7 protein-coding genes are annotated in these 12,071 nt (G+C 52.5%); 1 reads left to right on the top strand and 6 read right to left on the bottom strand.

Annotation, left to right across the window (positions count from 1 at the left end; genetic code table 11):
- Positions 1 to 103 precede the first annotated feature (103 nt).
- The 6 genes from BUA34_RS08145 to BUA34_RS08120 all read right to left on the bottom strand — a co-directional run bounded on the left by BUA34_RS08145 (position 104) and on the right by BUA34_RS08120 (position 10,180).
- Complete coding sequence (locus BUA34_RS08145) at positions 104 to 1,789, bottom strand: sodium-dependent transporter (protein WP_072828231.1); 1,686 nt, start codon at positions 1,787 to 1,789, stop codon at positions 104 to 106.
- A gap of 106 nt (positions 1,790 to 1,895) precedes the next feature.
- On the bottom strand, positions 1,896 to 3,287 hold the full coding sequence (locus tag BUA34_RS08140; protein WP_072828230.1) for a GGDEF domain-containing protein: 1,392 nt from the start codon (positions 3,285 to 3,287) through the stop codon (positions 1,896 to 1,898).
- 127 nt (positions 3,288 to 3,414) lie between these two features.
- Positions 3,415 to 5,688: an aconitate hydratase gene (locus tag BUA34_RS08135; protein WP_072828229.1), complete on the bottom strand. Its 2,274-nt coding sequence runs from the start codon at positions 5,686 to 5,688 to the stop codon at positions 3,415 to 3,417.
- Positions 5,689 to 6,033: 345 nt separating this feature from the next.
- Positions 6,034 to 6,786: a tryptophan synthase subunit alpha gene (gene trpA, locus BUA34_RS08130; protein WP_072828228.1), complete on the bottom strand. Its 753-nt coding sequence runs from the start codon at positions 6,784 to 6,786 to the stop codon at positions 6,034 to 6,036.
- Positions 6,787 to 6,791: 5 nt separating this feature from the next.
- Positions 6,792 to 8,069 carry a tryptophan synthase subunit beta gene (gene trpB, locus BUA34_RS08125; RefSeq protein WP_012820023.1) on the bottom strand — a complete coding sequence of 426 codons (1,278 nt, stop codon included), beginning with the start codon at positions 8,067 to 8,069 and terminating at the stop codon, positions 6,792 to 6,794.
- Between the two features lie 560 nt (positions 8,070 to 8,629).
- The gene (locus BUA34_RS08120) at positions 8,630 to 10,180 is read right to left on the bottom strand and encodes a bifunctional indole-3-glycerol phosphate synthase/phosphoribosylanthranilate isomerase (RefSeq protein WP_072828227.1); all 1,551 of its coding nucleotides are present in this window, start codon (positions 10,178 to 10,180) and stop codon (positions 8,630 to 8,632) included.
- A 167-nt stretch (positions 10,181 to 10,347) separates the two neighbouring features.
- Here BUA34_RS08120 and BUA34_RS08115 point away from each other — a divergent pair, with 167 nt between their 5' ends.
- Positions 10,348 to 12,048 carry a pectate lyase family protein gene (locus tag BUA34_RS08115; RefSeq protein WP_072828226.1) on the top strand — a complete coding sequence of 567 codons (1,701 nt, stop codon included), beginning with the start codon at positions 10,348 to 10,350 and terminating at the stop codon, positions 12,046 to 12,048.
- Positions 12,049 to 12,071 lie beyond the last annotated feature (23 nt).

Below are 12,071 nucleotides of genomic sequence, written 5' to 3'. Positions count from 1 at the left end.
TTCTTGAACACTTTGTAGAAGCAGAATGCGCAGAGGCCCGTAATGGCGCTCCAAGAGCAAATCATGAATACGAGTCCGCCAGTTGTGAATTCAGCGTCCATTTTTAGCCCTCCATATTTTCGTCAGAGTTACCGATTTCCATCTTCTTGATGCTCTTGCTGCGCCCTTTTTCAGCGGGGCCACCCTTGCGCCAGGCGTAGGCGATGGCGAGGTTCAAGAGCAAGAACAGAACCAATAAGAATCCGCGGAATGCCCATGTGAATCCGATTTTTGGGAATGTGTGGCCGAGAAATTCGACTGTTGCATTCGGGTCCACGTTGCTGAGCGTGATGAACGGGAGACCGTCTGTTGCCGTGAACGAAATCAGAAGCACTATCAGGTAAATCGGGCACACGTAAAGAATTATCGGGCGGAGGAAGCGCGGAAGCTTGAGGAGTGAGCCGTCGTTCATGGTGGCAAAAGCTTCGTTTTCGCCCGGTTCCACAACAACTTCGGCAGGGAGGTCTCCATTTGCCTGGGCTTCCTTGGCCTTGCGGCGTCCGAGCACGAGGCTAAAGAGTACGGCCTGGATCATGCCCACGAACACGATGAGGTACATACCGCCCCAGAAGTCGAGTTCATCAACCGTGCCTGCGGCGAGGCCGAAAATAGCGGTGAGGCTACCGATAAAGGTAATCGTGCTGACCGTCGTAACAGACTTTTTACGCGTAAACTTGAGGTCGTCTTCGCAGAAACTGATGAGCGGCTGGATGATGGAAATAGCGCTTGTAATGCCTGCAAAGAAGAGCATCGTGAACCAAACTGTTTGAAGCACTCCACCGAACGGGAGCGTGCCGAAAACGTAAGGCATGGTCTGGAATCCAAGACCGAACGTACCGAGCTTGGCACATTCTTCGATGTTTGCGCCTGCGATAAGCACGGCCATCGGAATCACAACCGTACCACCAATAATCACCTCGGCGAAGCCGTTCGTTGCACTTGCCGTGAGCGAAGAAAGCACGAGGTCCTCTTTCGGCTTGAGGTAGCTTGCGTAGCAGAAAATAATTGCCATGCCAAGGCTCATCGTGAAGAACACCTGGCCTGCAGCGGCCATCCACACCTTCGGACTAGCGAGTTCCGAGAAATCTGGATTCCACATGAATGCGAGACCCTTGCCGATGCCCGGGAGCGTGAGCACGCGGACCACAAGCACGAGGCCTAAAATCAAGAGGATCGGCATGCAAATTTTGTTCGCGCGTTCAATGCCCTTGCGCACGCCGAACGAAAGCACAATCATGTTCGCGATGAACGTAATGAGGAAGAAGATGATGGCGACCGGGATGCCGCCGACGCAAGTCTTGAGCATAATGTAGTTGCTAAAGAATTCCGTCATCTTTGCAGGACCCTGCGCGACTACTTCCATCAACGTACCGGTTGCGGAGTAGAACGCGAATGCCAAAATCCAGGACTGGATAAATCCGTAATAGAAAATGATGAAAATCGGGGGGAGAAGTCCGAGCGAACCCAGGTACTTTGCCCACTTCTTCTTTTTCTGGAAAATGATATGGTAGGTACTTGGGGAGGTGCCGTAATTGTGGTAGCCTGCGTAACGGCCAAGCGTCCATTCAATCCAGGCGAGCGGAATTCCGAGGAACACAAACGCAATGAGGTAAGGGATGATGAATGCGCCGCCGCCGTTTGTAGCTGCTTGCACAGGGAATCGAAGGAAATTGCCAAGACCGACTGCGGAACCGGCGACTGCGAGGATAACCCCGAGTTTGGAACCCCAGTTTTCACGATTGTTTGCCATTTCTATTTTCCTAGAATTTAAATGAATCCGTTTTTTATTGTTATCGCATTAAATTTAGTTATTACTCGAAATATGGCAACTTTGAAAAATGTTACGCTAGGGGCTTTTACTTTTGTCCTTTTTTTATTTTCGCTTTCTTTTCGTACATGGATTCGTCGGCGCGCTTGAAAACATCTTCGACGCTATCTCCGCTTTGATATTCGGACATGCCGACTGCGGCTGAATAGCGTTCCCAAGGCAGGCCTTCTGTGTTGCTCATGCTTTTCTTGAATTCTTTTTCGGTTTCTTTGAGTAACTTGTTTCTGTTTTCGTAATCGGTGTTGCGCAATATGACTACGAATTCATCGCCTCCGATTCTGTAAACGGGGGAATGTTTGTATGTTGTACAAATGATATTGCATGATCCGGAAATGTACTTGTCCCCGCAATCATGACCATAAGTGTCGTTCACATTCTTGAGGTCGTTGATGTCGATCATGACTATTGCGAATGTGGCTGAACCGCTGTTGATTTGTTCTTGAAGTGTATCCTTCATCTTGTCGTAAGCGATTTTACTATTGACATGAGTCAAGGCGTCTTTGAAAGCGAGAATTGTCATGCCTTGAGCCTGTTCCTGGGCAGAACGGGCTTTGGCTTCGGCTGTTAAAAGTCCCCGGACATAGTTGCGCATGTCTTGTGACATTTGTGAAATCGCATTTGCCAAAGATTCGACTTCGTTGTTCGTATGGATATCGGGATCATCGAAAACGAGTTCTTCGGGGGTCTTGTTTTCGCGGCTTTTTTCTGCGAAATGGCGTGCGCTTCTTTCGAGTGCAAGGATGGGGCCTGTAACGTTATGACGTAGCCAAATAATCAGGATAAGGCCAAAAAGGATTCCCAAGCACAGCGTTAAAAGAACGTTATAAATAACATAGTGATTGACGGTCTTGTGCAGTTCTGCAATAGAAATGTCGGCGCAAATGACACCGAAATGGACTCCGACGGAATTCACGTAAGGTTTGCATGCGGTGTAGGCTGCTCCCCAGTCGGAATCTTCTTCAAAGTAAGAAGTTTTTTCTTCTTTAATGGCTCTAGCGAATTTTTGAATTTCAGCTGGTTGGTAGGCATCGGTTGTTTCTAGGAGCTTCATATCCTCTTCGCCACGGGCGCGTTCCTCGTTGCTCGTGGCAGAGCAAATGTTGTACATGGAATCGTTGCGGACGAATAAAGAGTACAGGTAGAACAATTCGAAATCATCGACCATGCCGTTGAGCAATGTTTGGACCTTTTCATATTTTTCGCTTTTTTGCCCAGTGAGGGTACACTGGTAAAGGTCGTCCATGTCAATCTGGTTTGTAATGTAATTCAGAATATTGTCAAGTTTGTCGTCATAACGTTTGTAGAGTGACTTGGAGTAAGTAAGATAGGATTGGATTGAAAGTATAAAACACAAAAATGCGACAAAGACAGCGCTTCCGACAATAAGGCTTTTATGAATAGGCTTATTGCGATTCTTCATACATTGCTCCTTATGAGGAAAATATAGACTTTTTTTGAAAAAAAGCAAAAAAAGCCCTCACTCGCGTGAGGACTTTTTTGAGAAATTCGCCTTGCCTAGCGCAAGTTGCGGACTTGTCGAGTGTATGTTATTTGTTGTTGGCGCGGATCAAGTTGAGGGCGGAACCGGCCTTGAACCATGCCCACTGCTGTTCGTTGTAGGTGTGGCTGAGGGCGATGTTATCGACTGAGCCGTCTTTGTGGTGGGCGACGAGCGTGAACTCGGAACCCGGGGCGAACTTGGTGAGACCTGTGATATCGAACACATCCTGTTCCTGGATCTTGTCGTAGTCGGCGGCGTTCTTGAAGGTGAGGGCGAGCATGCCCTGCTTCTTGAGGTTCGTTTCGTGAATGCGGGCGAAGCTCTTCACGATCACGGCCTTCACGCCGAGGAAGCGCGGTTCCATGGCGGCATGTTCGCGGCTGGAGCCTTCACCGTAGTTTTCGTCACCGATGACGATGGAGCCCGTGCCCTTGGCCTTGTAAATCTTCGCAAGTTCGGGGACTTCCTTGTATTCACCGCACTGGCAGAGGACCTTGTTCGTTTCGCCGTTGAAAGCGTTTACGGCGCCGATGAGCATGTTGTTCGAAATGTTTTCGAGATGACCGCGGTAGTTGAGCCACGGACCAGCCATAGAAATGTGGTCGGTGGTGCACTTGCCCTTGGCCTTGATGAGGAGCGGGGCACCGGCGATGTCCTTGCCGTCCCATGCATCGAACGGAGCGAGAGCCTGGAGGCGCTTGCTTTCCGGGTTGATGGAAACGGTGATGTTGGAACCGTCTTCTGCCGGAGCCTGGTAGCCAGCGTCCTTGACTTCGAAGCCCTTCGGCGGGAGTTCGCACTGTTCCGGCGGGTCGAGCTTCACGGCCTTGCCTTCGTTATTGACGAGGGTGTCGGTCATCGGGTTGAAGCGGATGTCGCCAGAGAGGGCGGCAATCACGGCCATGAGCGGGGAAGCCACGAAGGCGTGCGTGTTCGGGTTGCCATCGGCGCGCTTTGCAAAGTTGCGGTTAAAGCTGTGGACGATGGTGTTGAGTTCCTTCTTGTCGGCGCCGGCACGGTCCCAGCGGCCAATGCAAGGACCGCAAGCGTTTGTCATGATCGTTGCACCGAACTGCTTGAACAAGTCAATGAGGCCATCGCGTTCAGCAGTGTAGCGAACTTGTTCGGAACCCGGGTTGATGAGGAGCGGGCACTTCGGGGTGAGACCCTTGGCGAGAGCCTGCTTAATCATGTTGGCTGCCATGAAGAGGTCTTCGTAGCTGGAGTTCGTGCAAGAACCGATGAGGGCGGCGCTCACGACCGGCGTAGATTCCGGCTTCGTTTCGGTAGCCTTGAGGGATTCTGCCATGTCGGTCACGGCGAATGCACGGTCCGGGCTGAACGGGCCGTTGTAATGCGGGATGAGCGTGTTGAGGTCGATTTCTACAACGCGGTCAAAATACTTTTCCGGTTCGGCTTCAACTTCCGGGTCTGCCTTGAGGTCGGCAGCAATCTTGTCGGCTGCGTCAGCGACGTCGGCACGGCCAGTAGCGCGGAGGTAACGGCTCATGGAATCGTCGTAGCTGAAGGTGGAGCAGGTGGCGCCCACTTCGGCACCCATGTTGGCAATCGTTGCCTTGCCAGTAGCGGAGAGGCTGCGTGCGCCTTCGCCAAAGTATTCGATAATAGCGTTCGTGCCACCCTTAACAGTGAGGATGCCTGCGAGCTTGAGGATGATGTCCTTAGCCGTTGCGAAGCCCTGGAGCTTGCCAGTGAGCTTCACGCCGATCATCTTCGGGTACTTGAGTTCCCACGGGAGACCGACCATGGCGTCCACGGCGTCTGCACCGCCCACGCCAATCGCGAGCATGCCGAGACCGCCAGCGTTCACGGTGTGGGAGTCGGTACCAATCATCATTCCGCCCGGGAAAGCATAGTTTTCGAGTACCACCTGGTGGATGATGCCTGCACCCGGGAGCCAGCAGTCAATGCCGTACTTGGCAGAGACGGACTGCAAGAAGTCGTACACTTCTTTGCTTTCTTCCTTGGCGCGCGGAAGGTCCTTTTCGACACCTTCGCGAGCGATAATCAAGTGGTCGCAGTGCACGGAGCTGGGTACTGCCACGCGGGACTTGCCTGCAGTCGTGAACTGGAGGAGGGCCATCTGGGCGGTTGCGTCTTGCATGGCAACGCGGTCCGGGTGAAATTCGGCAAAATCAGCACCGCGCTTGTAAGTTCTGTTTTCTGCGCCATCGATCAGGTGGCTGTAGAGAATCTTCTCGGCGAGAGTGAGCGGGCGGCCAAGCTGCTTGCGGGCAACAGCAACGCGTGCAGGAATGCGGGCGTATGTGGCCTGGATCATGTCGAAATTAAAAAGCATAGTTACCTCGTGAAATTTTCGAGCGTAAAGATAGAAATTTTAGCATAAAAAGGGGGGAGGGCTCCCCCTCGCTCCAGCCTTGCCCTGTGTCATTCCGTGCGTACATTGTGTCACCCTGAGCGAAGTGCAAAGCACGGAGTCGAATGGGTCTAGGGCAAGTCTTACACTACCCTCACTGCGGGGGACACCCCCGCAACGCCCCCTTACAAATAGTGAAAATAAGTTGCAAATTGTGAAAAAAGTTTGTACGAAAAAAGAGGCCGGTGAAAAACGACCTCTTTTTGCGAAATGCTAAAAAAGCGCATTCCAGGATGCTCGCGGAATGTACACGAAAATGCGTGCAGGTTACTTCCCGGCGATTTCCTTGGCCTTGGCTTCGATTTCGGCGATGGCTTTTGCGCGGCCTTCGGCGGTGTCTGCGTTGCTGAGCACTATATTCACGAACACGGAACCCGCGACTACGGCGTACACATGCTTAGAGAGCACCTTGGACTGTTCGCCATTGCGGATGCCGAAGCCGCCGAGAACCTTGGCACCATGCTTACCGACTGTGTCGATAAAGTCGAGCGTCGCCTGGTCAATCGTCGTTTCGCTGCCAGTTGTGCCCGCGCGGAGTGCTGCGTAGATGTACTTGAAGCCTGCGGAAGCCATCGTTTCGAGGCGTTCCTTGGTCATGCTCGGTGCGGCAACCGGAATGTTTTCGAGACCGTGCTTCTTGCAAGCTTCGGTGAGGCCTTCGTCATGGTCGAACGGAAGGTCCGGAATGATGCAAGCAGAAACGCCTGCGTCCTTGCACATCTTGACGAAGTTTTCGACGCCCGGAGTAAAGGCGAGGGAGCCGTAAGTCATGATGTAGATCGGCGTTTCGGGGTGGCGTTCGTGAATCTGCTTCACGATGGCGAGGCCCTGCTTAGTGGAATAGCCCTTTTCGAGAGCGATGGTGGAGGCCGTCTGGATGGCCGGACCGTCTGCGCTCGGGTCGCTGAAGGCCAGCTGGATTTCAAGAATGTTCGCGCCACCCTTCACAAGTGCGTCGGCAATGGCGATAGAAGTTTCAGCGTCAGGAAAACCCGCAATAAGATGAGACATTAAATTCATGGTGATTACTTCCTTGTCATAATTTCGGCGTCGTGGATGTCTTCGTTATTTTCGAGGCGAACAAGTTCGGCCTTGAGGAATTCCTTCCACTTTTCGGGGCGGAACACCGGGCTTGTGATAAAGATGTCCTTGTCGCCACGGCCACTCATGTTGATAACGAGAGCCTTGTCCTTCGGGAGTTCCTTCGCAATCTTCATGGCTGCTGCACCGGCGTGAGCGCTTTCGAGTGCGAACAAAATGCCTTCGTTCCTAGCGAAGAACTTGACGGCTTCAAGAGCTTCCTTGTCGAGAATAGCCGTGAATTCCACGCGACCAGATTCACCGAGAGCGGCGAGTTGCGGACCAATGCCCATGTAGTCGAGACCTGCCGAAATGGAGCGCGTCGGCATGGATTGACCGTCTTCGTCAATGAGGAAGCGGCTCTTGTAACCCTGTACGATGCCTTCGCGGCTAGCGTTACCCGTCATGCGGGCTGCGTTTTCGCCGACGTTCGGGCCGACGCCACCAGCTTCTGCACCGATCAATCGTACATTCTTGTCTTCGATAAACGGCGTGAACACGCCGATGGAGTTGCTACCGCCACCCACGCAAGCGACAACGGCTGCGATGTCGATGTTGCGTTCTGCGGCTTGGCGCTTGACTTCTTCACCGATGATGGACTGGAACGTGCGAACGATATCCGGGAACGGGGCAGGGCCGAGTGCGGAACCGAGCACATAGTGCGTGTTCTGGAAGTTTGTTGCCCAGTCGCGCATGGCTTCGTTTACGGCGTCCTTGAGCGTGCGGCTACCGCTTGTGACCGGTACGACCTTTGCTCCGTACATTTCCATGGTGGCCACGTTCGGCTGCTGACGACGGACGTCCACTTCACCCATGTACACCACGCATTCGAGGCCGAGCTTTGCGCAAGCGGCTGCAGTGGCGAGGCCGTGCTGACCGGCACCCGTTTCGGCGATGATGCGGGTCTTGCCCATCTTCTTGGCCAAAAGGCACTGACCGATAGCGTTGTTAATCTTGTGGGCGCCTGTGTTGGCGAGACCTTCGAGCTTGATGTAAATCTGCGCACCGCCCAAAAGCTTGGTTGCCGTCGGGGCAAAGTACAGCGGCGTTTCACGACCGATGTAGTCGCGCTGGATGATGCGGAGCTCTTCGAGAAATTCCGGATCGTGGATGTACTTGTTGAATGCCGCTTCGAGGTCGTCGAGCGGGCGGCGGATGATTTCGGCAACGTACTTGCCGCCGAACTTGTCAAAGAAACCGTTGTTAGAAGTTGTAGAGGTCATTGTTGTTCTGTCATCCTGAGCGATGGGCGGAGCCCGAAGTCGAAGGATCTAGTTAAGGGTTAAAGTCTCTATGCTTGTTGAAAAACCTTCGAGTCCAGAAACCAAAAAAAATCGGCTTCCGGAGAGTCCCGAAAGCCTTTTACAAACACTTGATGAAATCAGCAAACCGGACTCTATTTCGTAGAGCCCCACCACCAACGGTTGAAACGGATTACTGCATTCATCTTCATGTCATAAAATTTAGGAAGCCACGATAAATTTGGCAAGGGAATAGGAAAAAATTTGATATAAAAATAGGCTTCCGATAACGCTCGGAAGCCATTTTATCAAACACTTGATGAAACCAGCAGATCCGTTCCGTTTTACGGGAACCCCTCCCGCAAGCGGTCTGAGTGGATTACCGATTTCACCTTTACGTATATCAATATACACTGTAATTCGTTGATTGTCAATAGGTTACGATAACTTTTTTGTAAATTTTTGGTACGATTTTGGTGCTGTATAGAAAAAGCCTATCTTTGTGGATAGGCGTTTTGTTTTAATCGCATTTTTTTTGAATGTTATTTTGCGGCGATTGCTGCAAACAGCGCTTTCATCTTGTCGTGATTCTTGATGCCGGGGGCGTCTTCGATGCCGCTTGAAACGTCGATGAGTTCGGGGTGGAATTTATCGCAGAGGGTGGCTACGTTTTCAGGGGTGATGCCGCCAGCGAGCCAGAGTGGGGAACCGCTTGCTTTTTCGCGGAGGAGCGATTCGGGGATGGTCTTGCCGGTGCCACCTGGGATGCCTTCGACTTTGGCGTCCAGCAAAATGCGGGGTTCGCCGTTCTTGCGGAGGCCTGCGACGTAATCGAAGTCTTCGGGGGCGCCTACGCGTGCTGCGCAGTAGTAGGGGAGGGCATTACTGGATGCATCGTCGATGGATTTGTGCGGATCAACGCCGTGGAACTGTACGGCGTCGAGCACGCCTTCTTGGGCAAGCTTGATAGCGGTTTTGCCTTCGACGGAATTGGGGTCGGTAATCACGCCAACGAGAAGTGGAGCTACGTCATTGCGAGCGGAGCGAAGCAATCTATGGAATCTGCGCACGAATTCTTCGGTGGTGAGTCTCTTGGTGGTGCTGAACACGAAACCGAGCATGTCTGCGCCGAGTTCGGCGGCGAGGAGGCAGTCTTCTTCGCGGGTGATGCCGCAGATTTTGACCATGGGACGGCGCGCTTCTTGTGATGAGGTTGCGCGAGTCTCGTTATTGGCAAACTTGCGTTCAGCGAACTTTTTCCAGAACTGCCCGCGGGCGTTTTCGCATCCGCTTTCGAAGGCGCTGACCACGTCTTTGGCGAGCGGCGGATTCTTGGCAACGGCTTCCCCGACGAGAATTCCCGTGAATCCGAGATTGCGGGCGTATGTCGCATCGGCGGCACTCAAAATGCCTGATTCAAAAACGGCTTTGGCGGGGAGCTTGCTGCGGACGCTTGCGGGAATCAGCGGGTCCGTATGGAACGTGGCGAGGTCGCGCGAATTCACTCCTGCGACAATCGTCTTGGCGGCTGCAACACCGAGAGCGTCCGTCACAACGGAGAGCTTGCGGAAATCGTCAGCTTCACGGACTTCAACGAAAGCCTGGATGCCGAACTTCTGTGCGCGCTGTGCCATCTTTACGAGCTGTGCGTCATCTAAAATTCTTGCAATCAAAAGTACTGCATCGGCACCGCAGCGATAAGCGATGTCAATTTCGTCTTCAAATAAAAGGAAATCTTTGCGGAGAACAGCGCAAGTGTGCAAGCCCTGCTGACGGCGGCGTTCCATCAAGTCCGCGACGGCAATCAGGTCTCGGAGCGAACCCTTGAAAAAGTTCATTTCGGTCAGCACGGAGACCGCTTGAGCGTGAGCTTCGGCATAAGTCGTGGCGAGTTCCACCGGATTCAGGTCCGGCGCGATGTCTCCCTTGGATGGCGAAGCCCTCTTGACCTCAAGGATGGCACCTGCGTTCCCCAAAAATTCTGTATGACCAACGCGACGAGCCTTGGGAATATCAATATTGAAATTCAATCCGAGTCTGTCGATGTCCTCGCGGCGCATGCGCACGATTTTTTGCAAAATGTCTTCGCTCATAATTCCTCTACGCCAATTGTAGAAAAATTTAAGGCGCGTTCCAATAAAATACTGTTTTAGTAGGAGTTTTGGAGTTGTCTATAGAGGACACTTTGAGTTGTGAGGTTCTCTTTTTTGGATTTTTTCTCAGTACTTCGGCTTAAATTAATGGAAAAAAGGGATGTTTTATGAATTATTTGTTCTCTAAATCGATTGGTGCTGTAGCAACATTTGCGGCTATGGCTGTGGCAACGGCTGCGATTCCTGCGTTTGCTGTGACATCGCCTGATTTTCCGATGGCGGGTTTTGCCACGCAGAATGGCGGCACTACGGGCGGCAAGGGGTATTCCGAGGTCACGGTCGACAACGTGAACGACCTCAAAACTCATGCCAAGGCGGGCAATAAGATTATCTACGTGAAGCCGGGGACTTACATGGGCCCGGTGGAAGTCGGTAGCAACGTGACGATTTACGGTTACCAGGGCGCCATTATCGCGCAGCCTACTTCGGGCAGTGCCATGAAACTGAGCGGTTCGAAGAACGTCATCATCCGCAACCTGAAATTCAAGGGTGTGGGTGCGCACGATGACGATGATGAAGATTGCCTCCAAGTGAATCACGAATCCAAGAACGTGTGGATTGACCATGTCGACGTGTATGACGGTCACGACGGCAACTTGGATATTACTAACGCCTCGGACTTTGTGACGATTTCGTGGACCAAGTTCAGCTACACTTCGGCATCCAGTGGTCATCAGTTCAGCAACCTGATTGGCAACAGCAAGACAAAGACGAGCGACCGTGGGCACCTAAATGTCACGATTCACCATACGTGGTGGGCTGACGGCGTGGTGGAACGCATGCCGCGTGTGCGTTTTGGCAAGGTACATGTGGCGAACAACCTCTTCGATAGCAAGAATGCGAGCTATTGCGTGCGTGCAGCAGTCGAGGCGGACATCCGCATCGAAAGGAACGTGTTCATTGGCGTGCAGAAGGCGCTTGACTTGTACACGAGCGATGGAGCCATTACGGCGGCGCAAATGATTAGCAACTACGAAGAAAATGTGAAAAAGCAACAGGCGGGTATGGGAACCGCATTTACGCCACCTTATTCTATGAGCTTGACTGATGTGAGTACGCAGGCAAAAGCTTACGCTTTGCGCGATTCCATTAAGTTGTATGCTGGCGCAACACTCCCTGATCCGGGAAAAACTCAGACGGTAACGCCCGCATCATCTTCTAGCGAAGCAGCGTCTAGTTCCAGCGTGGCTGTGTCTAGTTCAAGTGTTGCGAAATCCAGTAGCAGTGTCGCGCAGTCCAGCTCCTCGCAGGCTGTATCTAGTTCCTCGCAGGGGGAGGTTGTTTCTGGAACGGCGACGCTTACTAAGCACGGCTCGGGTAGCGCTAAGCAACAAGTCAAGCAAGGTGAATCTATCGAAGAATTTTACTTTACCGTTGCTGGCGCCACGGGTGCGACTGTTACGGGACTCCCCGATGGTATTGTGGGGACAATGAAGGGTAGTGATTTTTATATCTCAGGTACGGTCGCTCAAAATGCTGAAGTGGGGGCGTACAACTTTACCGTGACGACAACCGGAGCTACGACAAATGCAACCAAGAACGGAACGATTACGGTTGTTGGTGAAAATATGGAGCAGGGCACGACTTCGTTGGATGTCGCTACGGTTGCTCCGCATTTCAATGTCTCTGTCGACGGTCGAGTGCTTACCGTACAAGGTGCTACGCAGGCGGCGTATCTCCTGGATGCTCAGGGAAGGCTGATTACAAAAGTTCAGTCTTTGGGTAGCGAAAACTCGATTACAGTTCCTCGTGCGGGCATGTACCTCTTGCGAGTTGGTAACGAAGCGCGTCGCGTTATCGTGCGGTAGTTTTCTCGTAAATCTGGTCAAAA

It is taken from the genome of Fibrobacter sp. UWB12, assembly GCF_900142485.1.
Taxonomy (GTDB): domain Bacteria; phylum Fibrobacterota; class Fibrobacteria; order Fibrobacterales; family Fibrobacteraceae; genus Fibrobacter.
This window is presented reverse-complemented; position numbering and strand designations above follow the sequence as displayed.

Coding starts and splice junctions, on each gene's coding strand:
- BUA34_RS08120 (WP_072828227.1), bottom strand. CDS start 10,180: ATGAGCGAAGACATTTTGCAAAAAATCGTGCGCATGCGCCGCGAGGAC.
- BUA34_RS08145 (WP_072828231.1), bottom strand. CDS start 1,789: ATGGCAAACAATCGTGAAAACTGGGGTTCCAAACTCGGGGTTATCCTC.
- BUA34_RS08140 (WP_072828230.1), bottom strand. CDS start 3,287: ATGAAGAATCGCAATAAGCCTATTCATAAAAGCCTTATTGTCGGAAGC.
- BUA34_RS08135 (WP_072828229.1), bottom strand. CDS start 5,688: ATGCTTTTTAATTTCGACATGATCCAGGCCACATACGCCCGCATTCCT.
- trpB (WP_012820023.1), bottom strand. CDS start 8,069: ATGACCTCTACAACTTCTAACAACGGTTTCTTTGACAAGTTCGGCGGC.
- trpA (WP_072828228.1), bottom strand. CDS start 6,786: ATGAATTTAATGTCTCATCTTATTGCGGGTTTTCCTGACGCTGAAACT.
- BUA34_RS08115 (WP_072828226.1), top strand. CDS start 10,348: ATGAATTATTTGTTCTCTAAATCGATTGGTGCTGTAGCAACATTTGCG.